This window comes from Arthrobacter sp. ISL-5 (assembly GCF_018613835.1).
Lineage (GTDB): Bacteria > Actinomycetota > Actinomycetes > Actinomycetales > Micrococcaceae > Arthrobacter.
The window spans coordinates 60,590-86,294 of record NZ_JAGGPM010000012.1; the positions used below are offsets into that span (position 1 = coordinate 60,590).

Consider the following 25,705-nt stretch of genomic DNA (forward strand, 5'->3'; position numbering starts at 1 on the left):
CCGGGGGCGCCGTCCTTATGCTCAGAGTCCAGGCAGCCTAGGAATTTGCCTTTTGGTAGGCTTCCTGAATTTCAGCCTGGATGCGGCCGCGGCTATTAACCGTGTAACCGTGGTCCCGCGCCCACTGCCGTATCTGCGCCGAGTCCTGGCCGCGTCCACCCGTTGCCTTGGTGCGGGCAGGGCGGCCACCGGATGTTTTGCGGCCGGAGGAAACAAAGCGTTCCAGCGCGGACCGCAGTTCTGAAGCATTGGCGGATGACAAGTCAATTTCGTAACTCACACCATCCAGCCCAAAGCGGACAGTTTCGTCCGCCGATCCCCCATCCAGATCGTCCACGAGGACGATATTAACTTTCTGTGCCATGAAAATTCTCTCTTTTGGAAAGGGTCCTGAATCCAGAAAAGCAGGATGTAACTATTTAAGTATCTCCCGCATTAAGGCAACGCGTCAAAACGCGCAAGGGTTCCCTGTGGGAAAGTCCCGGAATGAATGTTGCCTGTTATTTGTCTGATTCAGCCGGCGGCGCGGAAGGCGCGTCCGGAGCCGAGTCCGGCCGGGGCCCGGTTGCGCTGTCCGGGCCCGCGTCGGGCCCGCCGCCGGCCGCCGGTCCACCCGAACCGGCCTGCCCGCCGCCAGCCGCCCGCGCGTCGGCTTCGGCCTGCGCCCGGGCTTCGGCCTGGCGCTCGGCCTTGTCAGCGTTGAAGATCGACTTCATGGCAAACCAGAAGAGCAGGCCGACCACTAGCGAAGGCAGCAGTACGGCTACGTAATCCACGGTCAGTGCCCTTCGGGCTTGAGGAGCGGGAAGAGGATGGTCTCGCGGATGCCGGCGCCGGTGAAGAGCATCACCAGGCGGTCGATGCCGAGGCCGATGCCACCCATGGGCGGCGCCCCGTACTCGAGGGCGCGGAGGAAGTCCTCGTCCAGCTGCATGGCCTCGACGTCGCCGGCGGCCGCGTGCCGGGACTGCTCCGTGAGACGCTCACGCTGGATGACGGGGTCAATGAGTTCGGAGAAGGCGGTGCCGCGCTCCATGCCGCCGATGATGAGATCCCAGGCCTCGATCAGGCGGCCGTCCTCGCGGTGCGGCCGCGCCAGCGGCTGGGCCGACGGCGGGTAGTCGTATACGAACGTGGGGTTCAGCAGGGTGGGCTCCACGATCTCGCCGAAGAGCTCCACGGCCAGCTTCTCGGCGTCCCACTTCGGGTCCGTCTTGACGTCGTGCTTCTCTGCCACCGCGCGCAGTTCCTCCAGCGTGGTGTCCGGGGTGATCTCCTGGCCCACAGCCTCGGAAAGGCCGGGGTACACGGACAGCCAGGCCCAGTCGCCGTCGAGGTTGATCTCGCCGGCTTCGGTCTGCAGCGTGCGTCCGGCGCCCACGGCGTCCGCGGCGTCGAGGATGATCTCCTTGATGCGGTCTGCCATGACGAACTGGTCGGCCCAGGCCTCGTAGCATTCGAGGGTGGTGAATTCGGGGCTGTGGGTTGAGTCCACGCCCTCGTTGCGGAACACGCGGCCCATGTCGTAGACACGGTCGATCCCGCCCACCACGGCGCGCTTGAGGTAGAGCTCGGTGGCGATGCGGAGGGTCATCTTCTGGTCGAACGCGTTCATGTGCGTTTCGAACGGGCGCGCCAGGGCGCCGCCGTGGACCAGCTGGAGGATGGGGGTCTCCACCTCAACATAATTGTGGCGGTACAGGCTTTCCCGGATAGAACGGGTGATGGCGGCGCGGGTGTAGACCATTTCGCGCGCCTCATCGCGGACCATCAGGTCCACGTAGCGCTGGCGGACGCGGGTTTCCTCGTTCAGCCCCGCGTGCAGCACCGGCAGCGGACGTAGTGCCTTGGACGCCATGGACCAGGAGTCTGCCATGACGGACAGCTCGCCGCGGCGGGAGGAGATGACCTCGCCCTTGATGAAGACGTGGTCGCCCAGGTCCACCAGGGCCTTCCAGTCCGCGAGTGCCTCTTCGCCGACGTTGGCCAGGCTGAGCATGGCCTGCAGCCGGGTGCCCTTGCCGTCGACGCCGCCTTCCTGGAGCGTGGCGAAACAGAGCTTGCCGGTGTTCCGGACAAACACCACGCGCCCGGTGATTCCGACAACGTCGCCCGTGGTGTCGTCGGCTTCCAGGTGCGCGTACTTTTCACGGATCTCGCTGAGTGAATGCGTGCGCTCAACACCCACCGGATATGCCTCTGTGCCGCGTTCAATCAGCTTGGCGCGCTTTTCCATGCGGATGCGCATCTGTTCGCTGGCGTCGACCGGCTCTGGGGCATTCTTGGGGGCAGGGGTGTTTTGGGAAGTCACAATCATCAAGTTTACCGGGACTTCGCGCACCCGGCTTTCGGGCCGCCGCTGCTCCGGCCTGCCCTCCCCGATTTCCTGTCAGGGGCGGGGCATAGACTCGGGCTGTGGAGACGTGGACGGTTGAGACGGACGACGGCGGCGGCCGGCTGGAGGTGCATTCCTTCCGGCCCGCGGGCCTCACCGCAGCGCACGGTGACCCGCCCGCACCGGCGCCACCCGGCGTCGTCGTGATCCACGGAACGCTGGTGACCGACGCGCTGTACCGTCCGTTCGCCCGCAAACTCAGCCTCCTGCTGAGCCGGCCGGTGCACTGCTATAACCGCAGGGGCAGGGCCGGGTCCCCGCCCCAGCCGGACGGCTATTCGGTGGCCACCGAGGTCAGCGACCTCACGGCTGTCATGCGGGCGACGGGATCGCAGGACGTGGTGGCGCACAGCTACGGCGGCTTCGTGGCGCTTCAGGCCGCGCGCAGCATCCCGCTCCGGCGGCTCGTGACGTATGACGCCGCGGTGTCGCTGTCCGGGAACCTGAACCATCGCTGGCGTCCGGAACTGGAGCAGGCCGTGACGGAAGGGCAGCTCAACCACGCCTGGGCGCATCTGGTGCAGGGCCTGGCGACGGCCGGGCCGGTCTCCTACCTGCCGCTCGGGGCGCTCCGGATGCTGAGCATCCTGTCCGCGAGGACCAACCTCGGCGCCGAGATGCGGGAGCTGCTGCCGACTGCCGTGAAGGAAATGCGGGCCGTGCTCGACGCCGACGCCCACCTGGACGATTTTGTGGGGCTGTCCACCCCCACGCTCATGCTCAGCGGCGGCTGGAGCCCCGGATATTTCGCCGACACGGGGCGCCAGCTTGCCGCGGCCGTTCCGGCGATCGAGTTCGGCGTGGTCCCGGGCCAGCTGCACGAGGGCCCCATCCGCCCCGGGAAGCGCCTGGCCATCAGGATGGCGCGCTTCCTGGACGGCACTGACGGCGGCCCGCAGTCAGTGGGCCTGCAGTCCCTGAGCAGACGGCGGCGCAAGCGGGCCGGGCTGTCAGGAGGGCCCGGCCTCGGCTAGGCTCGGAGCATGACGCGCGAGATCATCAGCACACCCGACGACGGCAGACTTGAGCTGTTCACCACGGGCGCGGAGCTCGCATCGGCGGGTTCCGGCGTCGTCGTCGTAACGGCCTCCATGGTGACGGCTGCCGACTACACGCGCTTCGCCCAGAAGCTCAGCGCCGAACTGGGCCGCCCGGTCCACACCTTCAACCGCCGCGGCCGCGGCGAATCGTCCGAGCAGCCCGGGGACTACACGCTGGACGTCGACATCCGCGACCTCGATGCCGTGATGAAGCACACGTCCAGCACCGATGTCTTCGGCCACAGTTTCGGCGGCGCCGTGGCGATTCACGCTGCCAGGACCCTCCCGGTGGAGCGGCTTGCCGTCTATGACCCGGCCGTTTCCGTGAACCACAGCGTCAAGGCTGACTGGACCACTGAATATGAACGCGCGACGGCGGCAGGAGACGATGACCGCGCCCTCGCCGTTTTGCAGCGGGGACTTGAGGCCGGCGGCGCGTTCTCGTCGCGCATGCCGCTGTCCATGCTGACCCTGGCCAACAAGCTCACGGCAGGCACCTCGGTCGGCAAGCAGCAGCGCGAGATGATGCGCACCGGCGTCCGTGAGATCAAGGCCATCATTGCCGCGGACATGCCGGCGGAGCCGTTCCTGGATCTGCCGCTGGAGACGCTCATCATTGTGGGCGAGAAGAGCCCTGCCTATTTCGGCGTGGCCTGCGGCCAGATCCACGACGTCCTGTCCGGTTCCAGCTACACCATCCTGCCGGGCTTCGGGCACGACGGCGTCAACCGCGCACCGGACAAGCTCATCACGGAACTCAGCGAGTTCTTCGCCGGCTGACCTGCCCTCCGCGAACAAGCACGTAATCCCCTCATTCGGGGGAAAACGGGGCATTATGTGCTTGTTCGCGCTCAGCGGGAGGGGCTTAAGTGTCCGTTCAGTGGCTGGCGGCGCCTGGCGTCTTTCGCATCATGGCGGACAGGACGACGGCGGCAACGGCGATGATGGTGGCCGTCAGGAAAGCGGCGTTCATCCCGGCGACGAGCCCGGATCCTGCGGAGACAACGGCGAAGATGGACACGAGCAGCGCCGTGCCGGCGGCACCGGCCACCTGCTGCAGGGTGCTCATGATGGCGGACCCGTGCGAGTACAGGTGCGGCGGCAGCGGATTCAGCCCGGTGGTGAAGGCCGGGGTGAACAGGAGCGCGAGCCCCAGGCTCAGGCCAACGTGCAGGGCGATGATCCACCACACCGGGGTCCCGGCGTTCAGCAGGGAGAACTGCCACAGCGCCAGGACCATGAGGGACGATCCCGTCACGGTCAGCGGCAACGGGCCCACTTTGTCGAACAGGCGGCCGATCGCCGGTCCGAGCAGGCCCATGGCGAGGCCGCCGGGCAGCAGCGCCAGGCCGGTCTCGAGGGACTTCAGGCCGCGGATTTCCTGCAGGTACAGCGGAAGCAGGATCACGGCACCAAACAGGGCCACCATGGCCACCACCATTAGCAGCACGGACACCGTGAACATGCGGAAGTTGAAGGCCCTCAGGTCCAGCAGCGGGGCCTCGGACTTCTGCAGCTGGAGCTGGCGCAGCACGAACGCCACCAGTCCGGTTACGCCGATGACCAGTGCAGCCAGGGCGAGCGTGCTCGGTCCGCCGTCGCCGCCGTGACCGCCGCCGATCTGGCTGAGGCCGTACACCAGGCCGCCGAACGCGGGGATGGTCAGCACCACGGACAGGAAGTCGAGCCTGGACTTTTCTGTTTCGCCGACGTTGGTCAGGAACCTGGCACCGATCGCCAGCGCCGCCAGCGCGATGGGCAGGACGAAAACAAACATGAAGCGCCACGAAAAGTGCTCCAGGATCAGGCCTGAAACCGTGGGGCCCATGGCCGGCGCCACGGAAATGGCGATGCTGACGTTGCCCATGACAGCCCCGCGGCGCGTTAGCGGCACCAAGGTGAGGATGGTGGTCATCAGCAGCGGCAGCATGATGGCGGTGCCGCCGGCCTGGACGATTCGCGCCATCAGGAGGACTTCGAAGCCGGGCGCGGCGGCCGCCAGTGCGGTTCCCCCCGCGAAAAGGCCCATGGCCAGCAGGAAGACAGCGCGGGTGGTCAGCCGCTGCAGGATGAAGCCGGTGGTGGGGATCACGACCGCCATGGTCAGCATGAAGCCCGTGGAAAGCCATTGCACCGTGGGGGCGTCCACCCTCAGGTCCACCATGAGCCGCTGCAGGGCAACGTTCATGATGGTCTCGTTCAGGATCACCACGAAGGTGGCCACGAGCAGCGTGACGATGACGGTCACGGACTCGCGGGACATCTTGTCAACCGGCAGGGTTCCGGTTGGGGCGGCCTGCTTCGTTTCAGTGGCCGCACCGGCCGGCGGGTTCAACGCAGCGCCTGGCTCCCCGGGTTCACCGGGGGAATTTGACGAGACTTCGATAGACATGGAGAGACCCTCGGGGAGTTGGGAGTGATGGCTTGCGGACGCCGCCGCTGCAGACTCCAACAGTCTAAGGGCCGGACTCATTCCCGTACACGGGCAAGAGCTGGTGCTAGGAGCTGAGCGGCACGTTGTCGATGAGCCGCACGGCGCCCACCTTGGCCGCAACGATCGCCAGTCCTTCACCGCGGAACGGTGTCTCCCGGCAGTTCTCGGCCAGCGGTTCCAGTGTCCCGGGATCCACCACTTCGAGGTAGTCCAGGTCAACCAGCGGCTGGGATTCGATGAGCGCCCGGGCAGACTCCACATCGAGGGCCTCGTTCGCGTTGGCCCGGTCCTCGATGAGCCGCAGCGAACGCGACAGGACCAGCGCGGCCTCGCGCTCCTCCCCCGAGAGGAAGCGGTTGCGGCTGGACAGCGCCAGGCCGTCTTCCGAGCGCACCGTGGGCACCGCAACGATCTCCACGGGAAAGTTCAGGTCAGCCACCATCCGCCGGACCAGGGCAAGCTGCTGGGCGTCCTTCTGCCCGAAGTAGGCGCGGTAGCCGGGCAGCCCGCCTCCGGCGCCGGTGACGAACGCGCCGTTCCCCGGGAGTCCGGTGCCGGGGATCCCCAAATGGAGCAGTTTCGCCACCACTGTCAGGGCGCCGTCGAAGTGCCCCGGACGGGACGCGCCCTCCCATTTTTCCCCCAGCGGGCCGGCCGTAATCCGGACCAGTGGCCTGCCGCCGGGGTACATTTCGTCCACGGACGGGGCTAACACCAGGTCCACTCCCTGTTCCTCGAGCAGGGCCATATCCGCCTCGAGCGTCCGCGGATAGCGCTCCAGATCCGCCGCCTCGCCGAACTGCAGCGGGTTCACGAAGATGGACGCCACCACCACGTCGTTCTGTTCGACGGCGGTGCGTGCCAGCTGCGCGTGTCCCTCGTGCAGGGCGCCCATGGTGGGCACCAGCCCCTGGGAGGAGCCGTGTTTCTGGGTCAGGAGCAAGCGGCTTTGGGCACGGAGCGACGCTCCGGTGGTCACAAGTCGGATTCCCATATCAGTGTCCTCCCGGGGCCTGGGGGCCGTCGTCATCTGTGCTGGCAAGGGCGTTGCGGATGTCCTCCAGCTGGTCCGGTTTCAGCAGCCCGCGCCCTTCAGCCCGCCTTGCCGTGGCCCTGGCCATCGCCAGGTACGCCTCGAGGATGTCGGCGCCGGCACCGCCGTCGTGCTCCCGGAGCGCCCGCGCGTGGGCGGCCACGGTTCCCGCGTCACCGCGGGCCACGGGCCCGGTGAGCGCGGACTCGCCGGAGGCGAGGGCGTTCTCCAGGGTGGCCCGCAGCAGCGGGCCGAGCATGCGTTCCGGGGCGTCCACCCCCACTTCGCGGAGCAGCTGCGATGCCTGCGCCACGAGCGTGACCAGGTGGTTGGAGCCGTGCGCGAGGGCTGCGTGGTAAATGACGCGGTCGCCCTCCGCAATGACCACGGGTTCCGCGCCCATCTCCACCACAAGGGCCTGGGCGATGGGCAGCATGGCGGCATCAGCCGTGACGCCGAACGTGCAGTCCAGGAGCCGGGTCAGGTCGAGGCTCATGCCGGTGAAGGTCATGGCCGGATGCAGCGCCAGCGGCACGGCTCCGGCGGCACGCACAGGATGGAGGACGCCGACGCCGAAGCGGCCGGACGTGTGCGCCACGAGCTGCCCCGGCTGCCAAGCGCCGAGTTTGGCCAGCCCCGCCACGAGCCCTTCCAGGGCGTCATCCGGCACGGCCAGCAGCACCAGTTCCGCGCGCTCCACGATGTCCTGGACGTCGAGCACGGGGACTCCGGGGAGCAGCGTTTCGGCCCGTTCCCGGCTTGCGTCCGAGACGGCGGAAACCCCGACGACGGCGTGTTCGGCCGCGCGCAGAGCCGCGCCCAGGACCGCGCCGACCTTGCCGGCCCCGATGATTCCGACGCCGAGGCGGCCGGGCTTAGCCACGTTGCGGGCCTTCCTGTTGGGTTGGAGTGGACGACTGGTGTTCGAGCTGGGGGCCGGGCTCTCCGGTTTCGACGGGCTCAACCGGCGAAACCGGGGGTGCAGGCTCAACCGGCGGGGACACCTGCGCTAGCCAGTGTTCGCTGGTCTGCCGTTTGCGGGCGGCGCGGGCGCGGGCCGCCTGGGCGTCGAAGAGGGCCAGGGCAGTCCCGGCGTCCGCCTGGATGACGCGCGGGGTCACCGGCCCGGCGGTGGTGTGGAGCACGAGGTCGGCCAGCCTGAACCTGCGCGCCAGCGGTCCCTGGTGCAGCGCCATCGACTGGGTTCGCTGGTGCGGCACCACCACAAGTTGCCGCCACCAGCGTCCCGATCGCATCAGCAGGGCGGTGTCAGTCGCGGCGAATCCGTTGCGCCGCCAGCCGAGGGGCGCCAGGAGCCGGGCCCGGCGCGGAGTGGTGACAAAACCGCCGTCGGAATCCAAGCCGTCCAGCCCGCACTGGAAAACCCGCTGGGGGTCGGCGGTGCCCGGATCCGGCAGGACCAGGGCCAGCATGTTCAGGACGTCACCGAGGTGCCCGACCGGCAGCAGGGTGGTGCGGGATCCCCCCTCGCCGTTGTTGCCGGCGGCCCCGTACCCGGCGACATTGACCTGCATCCGGTACCAGCCGAATATGCGCCACAGCGGCGGCTGCACCACCCTCAGCGCCTGGATCCTGCCCGGCGGAAGCGTCTGCGCCTGCGTGTCCAGGAGCCCGTACCGGAGCCGGATGCCGTCCGGGGAAATTGCCACCGTGAAGTTGTAGCCCTTGTGGAAGGAACTCCAGTACGCGGCGATCAGGCCGAGCGCCGCCGGGATCAGGTACAGGAAGAAGCCCTTGTTCTCCGTCACCGCGGACAGCACCACGGACGCCACAGCGCCCAACAGCACGAAGACGCTCTGCTCGCTGAGCAGCAGGGAACCGATCAGGCGCGACGGCGGGACCTGCAGGACCTGCTGCTCCGGCGCCTCCGGCGCGGCTGCTTCAGGACGCCCGGGATCGAGTTCCACCCCCGATGCGCGGGCCAGGATGGTGGCCCGCAACTGCCGGGCATCCTCCATCCGGAGGTACGCGAGCCTGACCGCCGACTCGCCCGCGTCCGCCACCTCGAATTTCAGTTCCGCCAGCCCGAAGATCCTCGCCAGCAGGGGCTGGACGATGTCGATCGCCTGGACCCGGTCCAGCCGGGCCTGCCGCTGCTGCTTGAACAGGAAGCCGGTGTTGACCCGGACGTAGCCTTCGGCCACCTGGTACCGGGTGAAATACCAGGACAGGATGAACCCGAGAACCGCCAGCGCCAGGACCACGGCCCCGCCGGCCAGAAGGAACGGGGTCCGGCCGGCAATCTGGCCGTCCATGAGCGGCTGGCCCTGGAGCATCCGCTCGAAGGTGTCCCGCCCGAAGAAGTAACCGATCGCAGCCAGCGCCACCCAGCCCCGCACGAACGGCGAGGCCGGATGCACCCGCAGCCACTCGCCGTCGTACTTTTCTCCGGGAGCCGCGGGACCGCCGGCGGTCACAGCCCGGCCAGCCTGGCTTCACCGCGCGCTGAGAGCTGTTCTCGCAGCCGTGCGCCTTCCTCGGCGGGAAGCCCGGGGATGAAAGCGTTTGTTGAGGCGGACGCCGTGTGCAGCTTCAACGTGCACAGCCCCAGCCGCCGCTCCACCGGCCCCACGCTGATGTCCACGTACTGCATGCGCCCGTACGGGACCACCATGACGCGCTGAAAGAAGATGCCGCCGCGGATGAGGAGGTCGTCGTCGCGCTCCGCATAGCCGATGGCGCGGACCTGGCGCGGAATCAGGACAAGGCGCCACAGCGCGAGCACCAGCATGAACGCAGGCACGGCGACGGCCAGCCAGCGGGGCGGCCACGTCCACCAGCCGAACAGGACGAACAGCAGGGGCAGGCTCAGCAGGGCAATCGCGATCAGGTTGCCGAGGGCCCATTCGACCAGGCGGACCGTGACGTATTTGGGGGAAACGCGAAGCCACGTGATCCCCGGCGGATCAATCGCCGCGGTATGCATACTCGCCTTCCCCTTTGGCCTTGCCGCGGTGGCCCTGGCCGGGCAGGCCCTGTGCCGAATCGGTGTCGCCGTCTTCGGGCGGGATCTTGCAGAAGCGTTCGACGACGAGCCCCACCACCACCATGACCAAGCCGCCGCCCGCCATGCCGAAGGCAACCCAGGTGACGTCCAGGGTGCTGCGCAGGCTCCAGATCCGCAGCTGGTCCACGAAAATTCCGGCGTGCCAGCCCAGCAGGACGGATCCCGCGTACGCGCAGGCCTGCGCGAGCACAAGGGTCCTCGCGGCGAGGATCGGATTGAGCGGAGTCCTCTTCTTGGTGCCGTTGCTCTTCTTGGTGCTGTTGCGCCAGCGCAGGACCCTGATGCCAAGGACCAGGGTGAGCGTGACGATCACGCCCATCGTGACCAGGGCGGTGGCCGGCAGCACCGGGGTGGCCATGCCGTACCTGCTGGTCAGGATGGCGGCGGCCCAGCCTGCAACGGCCACGGCGAGGCAGACCACGGCAAGCAGCAGCGGGTTCATGGGCTTCACGGCCTTACACCGCCCCCGCTGTGGGCACGCCGTCGAAGTCCCCGAACCCGTCGAACGGGGTGAGGTCCGGATAGTCGGCGGCCTTGACCGCCAGTTCGCCGACGCGCTCCCCGTTCAGGGTGGCCGAAGGTTCGATCAGGGACCAGGGATAGAGCACGAACGCCCGTTCCGCCGCGCGGGGATGCGGAACGGTGAGCACGGGATCGGAGCTTTGCAGGTCCCCGTAGACGATGATGTCGACGTCGAGCGTCCGCGGCCCCCAGTGCACTTCGCGCACCCTGTGGTGCTTGTTTTCCACCGCCTGGCAGTGCTTGAGGAGTTCCAGCGGCTCGAGGGTGGTTTCCACGGAAATCACCATGTTGAGGAAGTCCGGCTGGCCGGCAGGGCCGCCCACGGCCTTGGTCTGCACCACCGGGGACACCGCGAGGAGGCGCACTTCCGGCCGGTCGACGAGATCCGCTACGGCTTCGGACAGCGTGTCGTTCCGTTCGCCGAGGTTGCTGCCCAGGGCGAGCACCGCCCGCGTGTACTGGGTGTTCATGGGCGCTCCCGGTAGACACTGACGGCGACGTCCCCGAAGGGGACCTCGATTGGGGCCTTTGGCTTGTGCACCGTGATCTCCACGGCTTCGATCTTGAATTCCTTGAGCAGTCCCTCGGCCATGCGCACGGCCAGGGCCTCAATCAGGTTCAGGGGCTCACCGGTGATCCAGTCCGTGATGCGTCCTGCCACCTCGCCGTAGTGGGCAGTGTCCCGGACATCGTCCGACGCCGCAGCCTGGCTGAAGTCCAGGTGCAGCACGGCGTCAACGACAAACGGCTGGCCCTCGCGGCGTTCAAAGTCGAACACTCCGTGGTAGCCGGTGGCCGTGACACCGCTCAATGAGATCCTGTCCATCGTGCCCGCCTGCTCAGTGGCCGGGTCTGGGGGCCATGCGGGCGGCGACCTTGACAGCGTCCAGGCTGGATCCGACGTCGTGCACGCGGACAGCCCACGCCCCGCGGGCTGCGCTGATGGCCGTGATGGCGGCGGTGGCGGCGTCGCGCTCGTCCGGGAGCGCGGCCTTTCCGGACACGGTGAGGAGGGTTCCAAGGAAGCGCTTGCGGGAAGCGCCCACGAGGACCTTGTGCCCCATCGCTTCGAGCTGCCCGAGGTTTCCGAGGAGCTCCCAGTTCTGCTCGTCCGTCTTGGAGAAGCCGATGCCCGGGTCAATGATGATCTGCTCGGGCAGCACGCCCGCTGCGTACAGCTTGTCCCGGACCCCGCTGAGCTCGGAGACGACGTCGTTCGCGACGTCGTCGTACTCCGTCAGGGACGTCATGGTCTTCGCGTCGCCGCGGCGGTGCGTCAGGACGTACGGTGCCCTGCGCGCGGCCACGAGCTCGGCCATTCCGGGTTCGATGCTGAGACCGGAGATGTCGTTGATGATCGCGGCTCCGGCGTCCAGTGCGGCTTCCGCCGTGGACGCGTGGGTGGTGTCGATGCTGACCAGCGCACCGGCCTTGACCAGGGCCTCAATGACCGGCAGGACCCGCCGCTGCTCCTCGTCGGGGCTGACTTCCTCCGCGCCCGGGCGCGTGGATTCACCGCCGACGTCGATGATGTCGGCTCCCGCGTAAAACATCCGGAGGCCGGCGGCGATGGCGGTGTCCGGCGTGGGGTGCTTGCCGCCGTCGCTGAATGAGTCCGGGGTGACGTTCAGGATGCCCATTACCAGCGTGCGGCCGGTGGGCAGGTCTTCGAATTTTGCTGCCGGCCGCGGTTTGCGCAGGACGGGCAGGGGTGATGTGGCGGGTCCGGTTCCAGGTGCTGCAGCTAGGGAATCCATAGTCTGTTTATTACCTTCCGAGTATGAGGCTCATGGCTTCGGCACGGGTGGCCGGGTCATGAAGTTGCCCGCGGACCGCGCTTGTGACGGTTTTGGCCCCGGGCTTGCGGATGCCGCGCATGGACATGCACATGTGTTCGCATTCCACCACCACGATGGCTCCGCGCGGCTTGAGGTGCGTGACCAGTGCCTCGACGATCTGCGTGGTGAGGCGCTCCTGCACCTGCGGCCGGCGGGCGAAAATGTCCACCAGCCGCGCGAGCTTGCTCAGTCCCGTGACTTTGCCGTCATGGGAGGGGATGTAGCCCACGTGCGCCACCCCGTGGAATGGAACCAGGTGGTGTTCGCAGGTGGAGTAGAACGGGATGTCCTTCACCAGCACCAGTTCCTCGTGGTCGAGGTCGAAGGTGGTGGAGAGGACGCTTCCCGGGTCCTGGTGCAGGCCGGCAAAGACCTCGGCATAAGCCTTGGCCACGCGCCGCGGCGTGTCGTGCAGTCCGCCGCGGTCCGGGTCCTCGCCGATAGCCAGCAGGATTTCCCGCACCGCCGCTTCAATCCGCGGCCTGTCCACCTTGTGGTGCCGGCCGGATCCGCCCCCCGCCGAGTGGTCGGCGGAGGCGGAATGGTCGTCGTCGTCGAAGTGAGTCACACCAAAGAGCTTAGCCGTGGTGGCCGTCTGGACCGGCCTCCGTTACTCCGCCCTGGAAGGAGGCGTCCTCCGAAACGCCTTGCGGATGTGGCGGAAGCGCGTCCAGCGGTTCCTCCAGCCGGGCTTCCTTGGCTTCCGCCTGGGCCTCGCGTTCCGCCTTCTCCAGCCGGGACTCCACCGGGCCGGCAGTCTGGACCGGCCGGGTTTCCTTGGACAGCCACACTTCGCGGAAGTCGCGCTTGCGGATGGTGCGGAAGACGTGGGCGATCTCGGCCTGGTTCAGGGTTTCGCGCTCGAGCAGTTCCAGGGCCAGCTGGTCCAGGACGTCGCGGTTTTCCGTGAGGATGGCGTAGGCCTCGTCATGGGCCTGGTCGATCAGGCGGCGGACTTCCTCATCCACGATGTAGGCGATCTGGTCCGAGTAGTTGCGCTCGTGGCTGGCGTCCCGGCCCAGGAACGGCTCGCCGCCGCCCTGGCCCAGCCGGACCGCGCCCACACGCTCGCTCATGCCGTACTGCGTGACCATCTGGCGGGCCGTGGCCGTGGCCTTCTCGATGTCGTTCGAGGCGCCGGTGGACGGATCGTGGAAGACGATCTCCTCCGCAACGCGGCCGCCCATGGCGTAGGCCATCTGGTCGAGCAGCTCGTTGCGGGTGATGGAGTACTTGTCGGTCTCCGGCACAACCATGGTGTAGCCCAGTGCGCGGCCGCGGGGCAGGATGGTGATCTTGGTGACCGGGGCGGAGTTGCGCAGGGCCGCGGCAACCAGCGCGTGGCCGCCCTCGTGGTAGGCCGTGATCTTGCGCTCGTGCTCCTTCATGACCCGGCTGCGCTTCTGCGGCCCGGCCATGACGCGGTCAATGGCCTCGTCCAGCGCGCGGTCATCGATCAGGTTGGCGTTGGAGCGGGCGGTCAGCAGCGCCGCCTCATTCAGCACGTTGGCCAGGTCCGCACCTGTGTAACCGGGTGTTTTCTTGCCCACTGCCTTCATGTCCACGTCCGGCGCCATGGGCTTGCCCTTGGCATGCACCTCGAGGATCTGGACGCGGCCCACGAGGTCCGGCGCTTCAACGGAAATCTGCCGGTCGAAGCGGCCGGGGCGGAGCAGCGCCGGGTCCAGGACGTCGGGCCGGTTGGTGGCGGCGATGAGGATGACGTTGGTCTTGACGTCGAAGCCGTCCATTTCAACCAGGAGCTGGTTGAGGGTCTGCTCGCGTTCGTCGTTGCCGCCGCCGATGCCGGCACCGCGGTGGCGGCCGACGGCGTCGATCTCGTCCACGAAGATGATGGCGGGCGCGTTGGACTTGGCCTGCTCGAAGAGGTCGCGGACGCGGGAGGCACCGACGCCGACGAACATTTCAACGAAGTCCGAGCCCGAGATGGAGAAGAACGGCACGCCGGCCTCGCCGGCGACGGCGCGGGCCAGGAGGGTCTTGCCGGTGCCCGGAGGACCGTACAGCAGCACGCCCTTGGGGATCTTGGCGCCCACGGCCTGGAACTTGGCGGGCTCTGCAAGGAATTCCTTGATTTCCTGGAGCTCCTCCACGGCTTCGTCGGCACCCGCGACGTCCACGAAGGTCACCTGCGGCATGTCCTTGTTGACCATCTTGGCCTTGGACTTGCCGAACTGCATGACCTTCGAGCCGCCGCCCTGCATGCGGGACAGCAGGAACCAGAACAGGACGCCGAGCAGCAGCACCGGGATCAGCAGCGAGAACAGGCCGGACAGCCAGTTGCTCTCGATCGGCTGGTCCGTGTAGCCCTTGGAGGGGTTCGAGTCGGTAACGGCTTTGACCACGGCCGGGCCGCGGTCGTTGACGAAGAAGAACTGGACGTTCTTGCCCTTGTCCTGGCCATCGATGACCAGGTTGTCCTTCAGGACCAGGTCCACGCGGTTCTCGCCGTCGAAGATCTTGGCCTGTTCCACCTTGCCGTTCTGGGCAAGGAGCTCGAGGCCCGGCTGGGTGTCGATCCGTGTCGCACCGCCCGGAGCCAACGTTGCAAAGGCCAGCAGGAGCATGCCGACCACAACAATGATCCAGATGCCCGGGCCTTTGAAGAAACTCTTAGCTTTCATCTGTTCGGGGGCTGGCCCCGTCCCTCCTGGTAGTGCTGCACGGCGCGTGGAGTGCGCGCGTGTGGTGCTGCTTCGCTTCTAGCTATACACCGTCCGGAGTAAATCACGCACGATGTAGGGCAAAAGTTCCCTCTGGGCGTAGCACGGGCGTGGCTGCGTGCCCGCCGGTGCGGCCGAGTGGGCCGGTGGCTCCCGAGTGCGCATTTTTGCACCACTTCCAGGCCGGCGGGACCCGGTGCCGCGGAATTGACGGGCCCGGCCCTGCCCTGGGCGGCCAAAGCGGTGCAGATGTGCGGGACGGACCCGCCGCCATCGCGCTCCGCAGCGCCGATTCTCCCTCCACAGCACTGGCACGGGCCGGGTTGTCCACATAGCCAGCCCGGCGACTGCCGCAATTCCGGGACCCGGTGCAGGCTGGACACCATGCTTCCTGCGGATTTCCTCACCGTCCAGGGCGGAGTGACCAGGCTCGCGCACCTGCGAAGGGCAGGCTTCACGCGGGGTCAGATCGATCACGCGGTGGACTCCGGCCTGATGCTCAAGCACCGGCACGGGGTCTACCGCCTGCCCCAGGCTGATCCGGACTTCGTCCGCGCCTATGAGCTCAACGCCGCGGTCACCCTGCGTCTCGGCCGCGGCCACTACGCGCTGTGGACCGTTCGGGCTCCGGACCGTCGACATCCGGCAGCCTCGCACCGCCGCCTCCCCGCCGGCCACCTTGCCCACACGATCAGCGGAAACGTCTCGACGCTGCTTCCTCCGGTCCTGCCCCTGAAGGACGTCCTGGTTCATTGCCTCCAGTGCAGAACGCGGGTCGGATTCGTTGCTCGAGACGGTCGCCCGCGTGCTGTTCCGGAGGCACGGCTTCGACGTCCGGACGCAGGTCTACCTCGAGGGCATCGGCTACGTGGACTTCATCATCAACGGCTGCCTCATTGTCGAGATCGACGGCGTGGGCTTCCACCTCAACAAGCCGCAGTTCAAGAAGGACATCCGGCGGAACAACATTGGTGCCGCAACCGGCTACCGCGTCCTGAGATACCTTTACGAGGACGTGCTGCACCGGCCCGATGAGGTGCTGGAACAGATCCGGCTGGCCCTGGCCACGCCGCCGCGGACGCCGCGCTAAGCGGAGTGTCTCCCTTGCGCATTTTTGTACCCTATTAACCGCCTCACGCCGCCATCGAGCCTTTGTTTGCAAGGTTCGAAGGCGGCGTGGGAGCCCAAAGCGGAGCAGAATTGCGCGGCCCGCGGGAAGTTTGTCCGCTTACTCGTATACGTGCGGGGCCAGCGTGCCCACGAAGTCCAGGTTGCGGTACTTTTCGGCGTAGTCCAGGCCGTAGCCCACCACGAATTCATTGGGGATGTCGTAGCCGACGTACTTGACGTCGATCTGCACCTTCGCGGCCGTCGGCTTGCGGAAGGCCGTGCAGACCTCGACGGACGCGGTGCCGCGGGATTCGAGGTTGGTCTTCAGCCAGGACAACGTGAGGCCCGAGTCGATGATGTCCTCGACGATGAGCACGTCTTTGCCCATGAGGTCCGTGTCGAGGTCCTTGAGGATGCGCACCACGCCGGAGGACTGCGTGCCGGAGCCGTAGGAGGAGACGGCCATCCAGTCCATGGAGATGTGGCTGTGCAGTGCACGTGCGAGGTCCGCCATGACCATGACCGCGCCCTTGAGCACACCCACGATGAGGATTTCACGGCCTTCATAGTCTTTGTCGATCTGCGCCGCGAGTTCGGTGATGCGCTGCTGGATCTGTTCCTTGGTGTAGAGAACGTGCTTGAGGTCTGCCTGGACGTCGGATGAATCCACCAATTGCTCCTGTGTAGATGCGGGGATGTGTAGGTGCGGGGTGCGACTATTTACGGATCGGTTTTCGAAGCCGGAATACTAGCTTCCCACAGCGTGCGCCCTCGCGGGGAACCCCGGCGGCGCCGCTCTGCTCCCCGTCCCGCTCGCCTGCCAGCAGCTGGGCGAGCGAAAGACGGTAGACGCTCACTCCGCCGGGCAGCTCCACGGGCCCGGCCGAACCCTGCCGGCGAAGCAGCGCTTCCGCGGCGAGGAGCCGCTGGTAGCTGGGCTGCTGACCGCCGACCTCGGCGGCGGCCTTGGCGATCACCCGGAACCGGATGGCCGGCGCCAGTTCGTTGAGGGCCGCCTCCGGCAGGCTGACATCGGGACCGGTGCGCTCGGCGAGCGCGGCATAGGTGTTGTTGGCCACGTCCTCCAAATAGTCCGCGTCCAGCTGGAGGATGGCGGCGGTCCGGGCAAGGGACTCCGCAACGCCGGGGCCCAGCTTTTCCTCGAGCAGCGGCATGACTTCCACGCGGGTCCGGGAGCGCGCAAAGGCAGGGTCGGCATTGCTGGGATCGTGCCAGGGTTCGAGCTCCTCGGCACGGCAGATCTCCTCGGTGTCCCCGCGCCGGAGGCCCAGGAAGGGCCGGAGCAGCCTCCCGCGCACAGGCCGCATGCCGGCCAGCGACCTTGTGCCGGAGCCGCGCGCGAGGCCTAGCAGCACTTGCTCGGCCTGGTCATCGAGGGTGTGCCCCAGAAGAATCGCGTCCGCGCCCCACTCGGTCGCTGCGGCTTCGAGCGCGGCATGCCGTGCGTCCCGGGCCGCCGCCTCGGGGCCAGCGCCGCTGGAAGCAACGTCCACGGTGCGGATATGAACCGGGCTGAGGCCAAGCTCGGTGAGGGTTTCTGCCGTACTGGCTGCCACGTCCGCGGAACCGGGTTGCAGCTGGTGGTCCACCACCACTCCCCCCACAGCTACCGGGTGGCCGTCCACGTGGCCGCGGCGGGCGAAATACGCGGCGACGGCGGCGAGGGCCAGCGAATCGGGGCCTCCGCTGCAGGCCACGAGGATCCGTTCCGGGTAGCCGGCCTGGGACAGCGCTTCCTGCAGCATCTTCCGCGCCGTGCCGAGCACAGGCGCCAGCCGTCCGGGCGTGCGCCGGCCGCTGCGGGCGGGGCTGCCGCCGCCGGAAGCGGGCACTGAGGCGGCCGGCGACGCGCCCTGCACGGAAACTAGAGCCCCATCCTGTCGATCCAGATCCTGGCGTCGTGGATCTCCGGCTCGGTGGGGAGGTTCTGCGCCGCCTCCCAGACCCTGTTGAAGCCTTCCATTCCGGCCACGTCCACCACGGCGCGGACAAACTTGGCGCCGTCGCTGTACTGGCGCATCTTGGCGTCGAGGCCCAGGAGGCTGCGGATGAACTTCTCGATGGCGCCCCTGTCCTTGCCGCGGGCGTTGAAACGCTGCCGGATGGTCTTCACGGAGGGCACGATGCTTTCGTCCACAGCGTCCATCACCACGTTGGCGTGGCCCTCAAGCAGGCTCATGACGGCCGTGAGGTGGGACAGCGCGGCCTTCTCCTCCGGATTCTGCAGGAGATCCAGGATGGCGCCCCTGCCTGGCGTGGTGCCTGCGGCGGTGCGGTCCTTCAGCGACCGGGCGGCCGCCGACGCCCGCTCCATGAGCGAGTCGACGTTGCCCAGAAGGTGGCCGCTGAGGTTGTCGATCTCGTTCAGCATGTGGTGCCGGAGCCAGGGCGCCGCGGCGAACTGCACCCGGTGCGTCTGCTCGTGCAGGCACACCCAGAGCCGGAAATCCTCGGGGGTCACGTTGAGCTCGCGCTCCACGGAGATGATGTTCGGGGCCACGAGCAGCAAGCGCCCGCCGGACGGCGCGTGCGAACCTTCCGCGAGGGCGGCAAACGGATCGTACTGGCCCAGCACCTTGCTGGACAGGAACGCCAGCACGGCGCCAAGCTGGCTGCCGGTGATGGCTCCGCTGACGGTCGCCGCACCCGGGCTGATGGTTCCGCGGCGGTTCTCCAGCATCTTTTCGATGGCGGGCTTCAGCATGACCGCGAAGCTCTGCGTGTTGGCCTTGGCCCAGGAGGCACGGTCCACAACGAGGACCGTGGAATCGCGGAGATCGCGCGCTGCCTCGAGCCCGGTGATGTGGTGGACGTGCGGCACCGACGCATCGGCCAGTTCGCGCAGCTGGTGCACGGCCTCGCCGATCTCTGCGGGTTTCAGTGAAGGGCCGGCGGGAGCAAGCCGTGCTGCTGTGGACGCGGCAAGATCCCAGTTGATCAGGGCCTGGGCCGGGGCTGTTGTCTGGCCTGCAGTTGACTCCATACGGTCCATCAGAACACACGCGCCTGCCAACGCGCCTTAAAGTTCGCTGACCGGCGAACAGCCGGCAGCCGGGCCCGGAGCCCGCAGGCACCAGTCCCGGACGCCTAGCTGCAGCCGCAGGCGGCGAGCACCGTGGCCGAGGCGTCCAAGGCCGGCTTGTTGCCCGCCGCACCGGGGGTCAGGCCGTTGCCGATGAAGGAGAACACCAGAAGCCGGCCGTCCGCGTCCACCACGTAACCGCTCAGCGCAATGACGCTGTTCAGCGTTCCCGTTTTGGCCCTGACCAGCCCGGCGCCCTCGGCCGTGGATTCGTCGATATACCTGTCCCCGAGCGTCCCCGTGAGTCCGGCCACCGGGAAGCCGGCCAGCGCCGCCCTCAGGCGGGTGTCCCGGCCCGAGGTGATGGCCCGGACCACCTCCGAGAACTGGCGGGCGGAAACCTGGTTGTCCAGCGCCAGCCCGGATACGTCCGCCACCACCATGCCCTCCGTGGGAACTCCCAGGTCCGCGAGCTGCCTGAGGACCGCGGCGGTGGCCGTCTCGTTGCTCGCCTGCTGGCCGGTGGCAACAGCCGACATCCGGCCGAGGGTCTCGGCGAGGTAATTATCGGAGGTCTGGAGCATGTGGTCGACCTGCTGGCTGACCGTGGCCGACTGCACTTCCCCGAGGACAGCGGCATTCGCCGCCGTCTTCCCGTCAAGGCGTCCGACGGCGGGCGCCACCCTCAGTCCCGCGGCCGCGCCAACCGTTCTGAGCCGGGCCGCGAATGCCTCGCCCGCGGCGAGGGCGGAGTCCTGGGGCCGCGGCCCGATGGTCACTGCGGGATCGAACCGTGCCGAGTTAAGCGCGAGCGGGAACAGCGGAGCCATCTCCCCTGCTGCCACGTCTTCAGGGCTCCAGGCCGGGTTGAGCGAAGGCCCGGTGAAGAGTGAATCGTCCACCAGGATCTTTACATCGCCGGTGAACCCGTCTTTGCGGAGCGACTCCGCGGTCTGCTTGGCAAGAGTGGCCAGCCCGGCATGGCCGAGCACCTTGCCCTCGGCGGATTCGGCCTCGCTCAAGAGGACATCCCCGCCGCCCACCAGCACCACCGAGCGTGTCCCGGAGCGCGCAGAACCGGACGGCGTCGCCGAACCTGCAGGGGGAACGGCGACCGCCTTGGTGCTGAACCGCGCCTCAGGACCGAGCGACCGCAGCGCAGCCACGGCGGTAAGCAGTTTCATGTTCGACGCAGGGATCCTGTTGGCGGCACCGTCCCGGTCGAAGAGCACCTTGCCCGTGGCCGCGTCCTGGACCACGCCCGTGAAAGTGCCCCCGCCGTCGGTCTTGAGGACGGGGTCCAGCCGGGCCGCCACTTCCGCGGGCACGGGAACGGGCGCGGCGTTCCTGAGCGGCCCGATGCCCTGCGGGACGGACAGGCGTTCCGGCACGAGCTGCCACGCAGGGGTTTCGGCGGCTCCGGCGGCGGACAGGTCCGGGCCGGTCAGGGCCGGGGCAATCAGCATTCCGGCGGGCAGCGCCAGCACGGCAAGCAGAAGCGTGAGCAAGGCGGTGGGCCAGGACCGGATCAGCGCATGGAGTCTTTCGCGGCTGCGTGCCGTGCCCGTGGTGCCGCTCATGCTGCTGGTCCTCAAAGTCCTGAAATTACCCCATAAGTTCCTGAAACCTGGGCCTCTCGCTATATCCTCAATAGTAGTCGGCGGCACTGACTGTCCTATTTTTGGCTGATCGAGTGTGCCGCGAACACCAAGCAATCGTCGAGGAGCATTCCATGAAGCATGACGTGACCATCGAGATCCCCAAGGGATCGCGCGTCAAGTACGAAGTCGACCATGAGACCGGCCGAGTCCGCCTGGACCGCGTCCTCTTCACCTCAATGCAGTACCCCACCCACTACGGATTCTTCGAGAACACCCTCGGCGAAGACGGCGACCCGCTGGACGCACTGGTGCTCCTGCAGGACTTCGATCTGCACCCGGGCGTCATCGTTGAAGCCCGCCCGATCGGTGTCTTCAACATGACCGACGACGGCGGCGGGGACGCCAAGGTCCTGTGCGTTCCGGCCGACCCCAGGTTCGACCACATCCAGGAAGTCAGCGACGTCAGCGAGTTCCTGATCAAGGAGATCGAGCACTTCTTCACCCGGTACAAGGACCTGGAGCCCGGCAAGTGGGTCAAGGCCGAGGGCTGGGCCGACCGCGCCGCTGCTGAAGCCGAGCTCGAGGCTTCCATCAAGCGTTACGTGCCCGCGGCACACTGACCCCACCCACCGCTTTAGACACCGACGGCGGCAGGCGCGGTTCCTTGTGAACCGCACCTGCCGCCCTCGCGTTTTTCCGGACCCGCCGTGTCAGCGCGGGTGGCACAGCCGGGCAGGATATCGCACGCCGCCGGGGGCTGAAGTGAGCTCCGTGACGTCCCCGGCCGGAGATCTTGCCTCCCAGCGACCACCGGGTAGTCTGATTTCCACCATGTTCACGCTGACTATCAACCAAACAGACAGCCGGCGCGACGGCGACCGGGTCCCGCAGCTCCTCAAGGACCTGCGGCATATCCCGGCGCGCCTGGACTTCGACCGCTCCGTGGAAGACGAAGTGCAGGGGATCCTGGATTGTCCCCATCAGACCGTGGAAGCCGCCATGATCGCGCTGCGGTGCGGCAGCTGGTTTGTGGGGATCGGCGTGGGCCCTGTGAACGAGCCGCTGCCGAACCAGATCAAGGACGCCTCCGGGCACGGGCTGGTGTACGCGCGCCGGGCCGTGGACCGGCTCCGCTACGGCAAGGAGCGTATTCCCGTGGCCGTGGAGGGCCCCCTGGCGGACGTGGCAGCGGAATCCGAGTCGGTGCTCCGGCTCCTGGGCCATATTGTCCGGGACAGGAGCGAGGCCGAATGGCGTGTCCTGGATCTGCTGACCCCCGGTGTTCGCGGCCAGCAGAAAGCCGTGGCGGCGGAACTGGGCATCACCTCCCAGGCCGTCAGCAAGGCCGTGGCGAGGTCGCAGTGGAACGAGGAGCACGCTGCCCGGCCAGCCGCGGCAAGACTGCTTTCCCTCATTCTCGAGGTGCGGTAGACAGTTCCGGTCGGGTCGTCAGCGCGGGAACGCCTGAGCAGCCCGTCGCTTACAGGAGTCCGCGCAGCACGTGCGCAGCGCCGTCGTCGTACACGGACTTGGTGACCTCATCTGCCGCGGCAACCACTTCCTCCGGGGCCTGGCCCATGGCGACGCCGCGTCCAGCCCACGTGAGCATTTCGATGTCGTTGCGGCCGTCGCCGATGGCTAGGGTGCTGGCAGCCTCGACGCCGAGCCTGCGGCGCAGGCTTTCGAGCGCACTGGCCTTGGTGACCCCTGCTGCGGCGATGTCCAGCCAGGCGGTCCAGCCCACCGAGTAGGTGACGCCGGCAAGCCCGATGTGTTCAATGGCCTCGTTGAACTCCTCCGGGGTGTTCTCGGCGCTGAAGACCACGACGCGGACGGCCGTGGCCTCCAGCATGGTCTGGAAGTCGACGCCGATCGCCTCCACCCCGAAGCTCGCATCCTGGAAGCGCTCGGTGGAGAGGAAGTTGCCGTCCTCATCCTCGAGCGCGTATTTGGCTGCCGGCAGGCGCTTGCGGAGGGCGCGGAGCGCGGGGCCGGGATCGAACGTGGCCTTGTGGATGATTTCATAGCCGTCCGCCAACTCCGGATCCAGGCGCAGCGTCACGCCGCCGTTGCAGCAGACGGCGTAGCCGCGGTCGATCCCGATCTGCTCAATGACGGGAAGGGTCGCGTTAAGGGACCGGCCGGTGGCGATCATGACGTCATGGCCGGCGGCAACCACGGCCTGCGCGGCGTCGCGGACGGGGGCAGACATGTGGCCGTCGTGGTCCACCAGGGTTCCGTCCACGTCCAGGGCGATCATGAGTTTCTGCCGGATATCTTGCTGGTCTTCGATGCCAGCGGCTGAGTTTTCAGTCAATATTGTCATGCCTATTAGTAGAGCAGACGCCCCTGACACCCGCTAGGACGCAGGCCACAGCAGCGTGTGAACAGCAGGTAAATACTCACAGGTTTTCCCCGGTGTGAGTGTTTACCCTAGAGGACCGGGAGGACCTCGAGGCCGCCGATGTACTTCTGCAGGGCTGCCGGCACGCTGACGGAGCCGTCCGGGTTCTGGTGGTGCTCCAGGATGGCCACGATCCAGCGCGTGGTGGCCAACGTGCCGTTGAGCGTGGCCACGGGACGGGTGCCCTTGGGCGTGCCGTCCTCGGTGAACACCCGCTCACGGATGTTCAGGCGGCGGGCCTGGAACGTGGTGCAGTTGGAGGTGGACGTCAGCTCGCGGTAGGCGCCCTGCGTCGGAACCCATGCCTCGCAGTCATACTTGCGGGCCGCGGACATTCCGAGGTCGCCTGCGGCGGTGTCGATCACACGGTACGGGAGCTCGCACTTGGCCAGCATCTCCTCTTCCCAGGCGAGCAGGCGTTCATGTTCCGCAGCAGCCTCTTCGACAGTGGTGTAGACGAACATCTCCACTTTGTTGAACTGGTGCACACGGATGATGCCGCGGGTGTCCTTGCCGTGCGAACCGGCCTCGCGGCGGTAGCACGAGCTCTGGCCGGCGAACCGGATGGGCCCCGGCGTGAGGTCCAGGATCTCGTCCGCGTGGTAGCCGGCCAGGGGCACCTCGGAGGTTCCCACAAGGTAAAGGTCGTCTTCAGCGAGACGGTAGATCTCGGCGTCGTGCTTGACGTCAAAACCGGTGCCCTGCATGGTCTCGGGACGGACCAGCGTGGGGGTGATCATGGGGACGAAGCCGGCCTCGATGGCCTGGTCCATGGCCATCTGCAGCAGTGCCATCTCCAGCCGTGCGCCTACGCCGCGGAGGAAGTAGAACCGTGAGCCGGAAACCTTGGCGCCGCGCTCCATGTCGATCGCGCCGATCAGTTCGCCGATCTCCAGGTGGTCCCGCGGTTCGAAGTCCGGGAATTCACGCGGCGTGCCGACGGTCCTGACCACTATGTAGTCGTCCTCGCCGCCTTCCGGCACGCCGTCCTCGATGAGGTTCGGAATGGTGCGCAGCAGTTCTTCCTGCTTGGCCTGCGCGGCGTCGGCCTCGGCTGACGCGGCCTTGACCGCTCCGGCGAGCTCGCGGACCTCGGCGAGGAGCGCCTGCTTTTCCTCGCCCTTGGCCTGGGCCACTTTCTTGCCGAACACATTCTGTTCAGCGCGGAGGTTTTCGAAGCTGATCAGCGCGGCCCGGCGCGCGGCATCCGCATCGATGATCGCGTCCACCAGGGTTTCGTCCGCACCGCGGGCGTGCTGGCTGGCGCGGAACTTGTCCGGGTTGTCGCTGAGGTCTTTTACGTCGATCACCAGACAAGAGTATCGAATCCGGAGGGCTGTCCGGGCGGATGCCGTTGGCGGCCGGCTCCGGACCGGGATGACGGGACAGGTTGCCGAACATTGCTGAACTGTGGGCGGCACCGGGCGGGATAGTGTTGGAGCACCATGAGCGACCTGCTTCTCTACGTCCTGATCGCTGGGGCACTGGCGTTCGCCGTCTCCAGCTGGTGGGGTGTGCGCAGGCTCAAGGCCGCACACGCACGCAGCGCCGTCCGGGAGGACACCCACGAGCACGGCCTAGAACACCAGCGTGTTGCCGTGGTCCTGAACCCCATCGCGGCCAAGTCCGCGGAGGCACGCGCCACGATCCAGCGGGCCTGCCTGACGGCAGGCTGGGAGGCCCCCCGTTTCTTCGAGACGACGCCCGAGGATCCCGGCCACTCGCAGGTGCGGGCGGCGCTGGAATACGGGGCCGACGTCGTCCTGGTGGGCGGCGGCGACGGAACAGTACGCGTCGTGGCCGAGTCCCTTGCGCACACGGGGGTTGCGATGGGCCTGATCCCGCTGGGCACGGGGAACCTCTTGGCGCGCAACGTGGACTTGGACGTCTATGACCTTCACGGCAATGTGCAGACCGCTCTTTTTGGCCATCAGCGCTACATCGATACCGCACGGATGCGGATTGAGAATTCGCAGACCGGCCACTCGTCAAGCCATGCGTTCCTCGTGATTGCGGGCATCGGGATGGACGCCGAGGTGGTGGGCGATACCAACGCCGGGCTGAAGCGGGCCGTGGGCTGGCTCGCATACACGGAGGCAGGCGTCCGCCACCTGCCCGGGCGGCGGAAGAAAGTGTCAATCTCCCTGAACGACGAGCCCGAGCAGGCCCGCAAGATCCGGAGCGTCCTCTTTGCCAACTGCGGGCTTGTCCCGGGCGGAATCGACCTCATTCCCCAGGCCATGATCGACGACGGGATGCTGGACGTGGTGGTCATGAGCCCCCGGAGCGCCGTCGGGTGGCTGGCCATGTACGCCAAAATCCTCTTCAAGCACAAGCGGCACCTGCCCGTCATGAGCGTCTACCGTTCCGGCAAAGTGGTCATCAAGTGCCCGGAGCCGATGCCCACGCAACTCGACGGCGACACGTCCGGGGACGCGACAAAGGTCACAGTTCAGGTGGAGCCCAGGTCACTGCTGGTCCGGGTCAGGGAAGACACCGCCCGTCAGTAGCGGGAACAGCAGGATCGGCAGCCAGGGACTTGCAGTGTAAGGACTGGCGGGAAAGTTCTGGAA

Annotated in this window: 26 protein-coding genes; 6 read left to right on the forward strand and 20 right to left on the reverse strand. The window is 67.5% G+C overall.

Going from position 1 to position 25,705, the window contains the following annotated elements; all coding sequences use genetic code 11:
* Nucleotides 1–37 precede the first annotated feature (37 nt).
* The 3 genes from J7I89_RS06135 to lysS all read right to left on the reverse strand — a co-directional run bounded on the left by J7I89_RS06135 (nt 38) and on the right by lysS (nt 2,317).
* On the reverse strand, nt 38–364 hold the full coding sequence (locus tag J7I89_RS06135; protein WP_214968295.1) for an Lsr2 family protein: 327 nt from the start codon (nt 362–364) through the stop codon (nt 38–40).
* A 136-nt stretch (nt 365–500) separates the two neighbouring features.
* On the reverse strand, nt 501–776 hold the full coding sequence (locus J7I89_RS06140; protein WP_214968481.1) for a hypothetical protein: 276 nt from the start codon (nt 774–776) through the stop codon (nt 501–503).
* Nucleotides 777–778: 2 nt separating this feature from the next.
* On the reverse strand, nt 779–2,317 hold the full coding sequence (gene lysS / locus J7I89_RS06145; RefSeq protein ID WP_214968297.1) for a lysine--tRNA ligase: 1,539 nt from the start codon (nt 2,315–2,317) through the stop codon (nt 779–781).
* Nucleotides 2,318–2,415: 98 nt separating this feature from the next.
* On the opposite strand from lysS, the gene J7I89_RS06150 reads away from it, so the two are divergent.
* Nucleotides 2,416–3,369 (forward strand): alpha/beta fold hydrolase, encoded by a 954-nt coding sequence (locus J7I89_RS06150; RefSeq protein WP_214968298.1) that lies wholly within the window; start codon nt 2,416–2,418, stop codon nt 3,367–3,369.
* Nucleotides 3,370–3,378: 9 nt separating this feature from the next.
* Entirely contained in the window at nt 3,379–4,215 is an 837-nt protein-coding gene (locus J7I89_RS06155; protein ID WP_214968300.1) for an alpha/beta fold hydrolase, read from the forward strand.
* A gap of 97 nt (nt 4,216–4,312) precedes the next feature.
* Here the strand turns inward: J7I89_RS06155 and J7I89_RS06160 are convergent, their stop codons facing one another.
* The 11 genes from J7I89_RS06160 to ftsH all read right to left on the reverse strand — a co-directional run bounded on the left by J7I89_RS06160 (nt 4,313) and on the right by ftsH (nt 14,935).
* A complete protein-coding gene (locus tag J7I89_RS06160; RefSeq protein ID WP_214968301.1) occupies nt 4,313–5,827 on the reverse strand; it encodes an MDR family MFS transporter in 1,515 nt (504 codons plus the stop codon).
* Nucleotides 5,828–5,933: 106 nt separating this feature from the next.
* Nucleotides 5,934–6,863, reverse strand: a complete 930-nt coding sequence (locus J7I89_RS06165; protein ID WP_214968303.1) for a pantoate--beta-alanine ligase — start codon at nt 6,861–6,863, stop codon at nt 5,934–5,936.
* A 1-nt stretch (nt 6,864) separates the two neighbouring features.
* A complete protein-coding gene (locus tag J7I89_RS06170) occupies nt 6,865–7,785 on the reverse strand; it encodes a Rossmann-like and DUF2520 domain-containing protein (RefSeq protein ID WP_214968304.1) in 921 nt (306 codons plus the stop codon).
* Nucleotides 7,778–9,340: a PH domain-containing protein gene (locus J7I89_RS06175; protein WP_214968305.1), complete on the reverse strand. Its 1,563-nt coding sequence runs from the start codon at nt 9,338–9,340 to the stop codon at nt 7,778–7,780. The genes J7I89_RS06170 and J7I89_RS06175 overlap by 8 nt, the downstream gene beginning before the upstream one ends.
* Complete coding sequence (locus J7I89_RS06180; protein WP_214968306.1) at nt 9,337–9,849, reverse strand: PH domain-containing protein; 513 nt, start codon at nt 9,847–9,849, stop codon at nt 9,337–9,339. The genes J7I89_RS06175 and J7I89_RS06180 overlap by 4 nt, the downstream gene beginning before the upstream one ends.
* Nucleotides 9,830–10,381: a DUF3180 domain-containing protein gene (locus J7I89_RS06185; protein WP_214968307.1), complete on the reverse strand. Its 552-nt coding sequence runs from the start codon at nt 10,379–10,381 to the stop codon at nt 9,830–9,832. The genes J7I89_RS06180 and J7I89_RS06185 overlap by 20 nt, the downstream gene beginning before the upstream one ends.
* Before the next feature lie 4 nt (nt 10,382–10,385).
* Nucleotides 10,386–10,922, reverse strand: a complete 537-nt coding sequence (gene folK / locus J7I89_RS06190; protein WP_214968308.1) for a 2-amino-4-hydroxy-6-hydroxymethyldihydropteridine diphosphokinase — start codon at nt 10,920–10,922, stop codon at nt 10,386–10,388.
* Nucleotides 10,919–11,278, reverse strand: coding sequence for a dihydroneopterin aldolase (gene folB / locus J7I89_RS06195; protein ID WP_056631968.1), 360 nt, complete (start codon nt 11,276–11,278; stop codon nt 10,919–10,921). Before folB ends, folK begins: the two co-directional genes overlap by 4 nt.
* Nucleotides 11,279–11,291: 13 nt before the next feature.
* The gene (folP, locus tag J7I89_RS06200; RefSeq protein WP_214968309.1) at nt 11,292–12,209 is read right to left on the reverse strand and encodes a dihydropteroate synthase; all 918 of its coding nucleotides are present in this window, start codon (nt 12,207–12,209) and stop codon (nt 11,292–11,294) included.
* A 10-nt stretch (nt 12,210–12,219) separates the two neighbouring features.
* Nucleotides 12,220–12,858 (reverse strand): GTP cyclohydrolase I FolE, encoded by a 639-nt coding sequence (folE, locus tag J7I89_RS06205; protein WP_214968311.1) that lies wholly within the window; start codon nt 12,856–12,858, stop codon nt 12,220–12,222.
* A 10-nt stretch (nt 12,859–12,868) separates the two neighbouring features.
* Complete coding sequence (ftsH, locus tag J7I89_RS06210) at nt 12,869–14,935, reverse strand: ATP-dependent zinc metalloprotease FtsH (protein ID WP_214968313.1); 2,067 nt, start codon at nt 14,933–14,935, stop codon at nt 12,869–12,871.
* Nucleotides 14,936–15,758: 823 nt separating this feature from the next.
* Between ftsH and J7I89_RS06215 the strand changes: the two genes are divergently transcribed.
* Entirely contained in the window at nt 15,759–16,064 is a 306-nt protein-coding gene (locus J7I89_RS06215) for an endonuclease domain-containing protein (protein WP_214968315.1), read from the forward strand.
* Between the two features lie 138 nt (nt 16,065–16,202).
* On the opposite strand, the gene hpt is transcribed toward J7I89_RS06215, so the two are convergent.
* From hpt to dacB, 4 genes are all read right to left on the reverse strand, one after another.
* Nucleotides 16,203–16,754, reverse strand: a complete 552-nt coding sequence (gene hpt / locus J7I89_RS06220) for a hypoxanthine phosphoribosyltransferase (RefSeq protein WP_056631984.1) — start codon at nt 16,752–16,754, stop codon at nt 16,203–16,205.
* Nucleotides 16,755–16,800: 46 nt separating this feature from the next.
* Nucleotides 16,801–17,850, reverse strand: a complete 1,050-nt coding sequence (gene tilS / locus J7I89_RS06225) for a tRNA lysidine(34) synthetase TilS (RefSeq protein ID WP_214968471.1) — start codon at nt 17,848–17,850, stop codon at nt 16,801–16,803.
* A 119-nt stretch (nt 17,851–17,969) separates the two neighbouring features.
* Nucleotides 17,970–19,088, reverse strand: coding sequence for a zinc-dependent metalloprotease (locus J7I89_RS06230; protein WP_214968316.1), 1,119 nt, complete (start codon nt 19,086–19,088; stop codon nt 17,970–17,972).
* A 104-nt stretch (nt 19,089–19,192) separates the two neighbouring features.
* Nucleotides 19,193–20,707, reverse strand: coding sequence for a D-alanyl-D-alanine carboxypeptidase/D-alanyl-D-alanine-endopeptidase (gene dacB, locus J7I89_RS06235; RefSeq protein ID WP_214968318.1), 1,515 nt, complete (start codon nt 20,705–20,707; stop codon nt 19,193–19,195).
* Nucleotides 20,708–20,859: 152 nt separating this feature from the next.
* On the opposite strand from dacB, the gene J7I89_RS06240 reads away from it, so the two are divergent.
* Together J7I89_RS06240 and J7I89_RS06245 are read left to right on the forward strand one after the other, a co-directional pair.
* Entirely contained in the window at nt 20,860–21,348 is a 489-nt protein-coding gene (locus J7I89_RS06240) for an inorganic diphosphatase (RefSeq protein ID WP_214968320.1), read from the forward strand.
* A gap of 211 nt (nt 21,349–21,559) precedes the next feature.
* Complete coding sequence (locus J7I89_RS06245; protein WP_214968322.1) at nt 21,560–22,159, forward strand: hypothetical protein; 600 nt, start codon at nt 21,560–21,562, stop codon at nt 22,157–22,159.
* Nucleotides 22,160–22,208: 49 nt separating this feature from the next.
* Here J7I89_RS06245 and J7I89_RS06250 read toward each other — a convergent pair whose 3' ends face one another.
* Both J7I89_RS06250 and serS read right to left on the reverse strand, forming a co-directional pair.
* Complete coding sequence (locus J7I89_RS06250; protein WP_214968324.1) at nt 22,209–23,054, reverse strand: HAD family hydrolase; 846 nt, start codon at nt 23,052–23,054, stop codon at nt 22,209–22,211.
* A gap of 107 nt (nt 23,055–23,161) precedes the next feature.
* Nucleotides 23,162–24,442, reverse strand: coding sequence for a serine--tRNA ligase (gene serS, locus J7I89_RS06255; protein ID WP_214968326.1), 1,281 nt, complete (start codon nt 24,440–24,442; stop codon nt 23,162–23,164).
* A gap of 135 nt (nt 24,443–24,577) precedes the next feature.
* On the opposite strand from serS, the gene J7I89_RS06260 reads away from it, so the two are divergent.
* Nucleotides 24,578–25,642 (forward strand): diacylglycerol kinase family protein, encoded by a 1,065-nt coding sequence (locus tag J7I89_RS06260; protein WP_214968328.1) that lies wholly within the window; start codon nt 24,578–24,580, stop codon nt 25,640–25,642.
* The last annotated feature ends 63 nt before the right edge of the window (nt 25,643–25,705 follow it).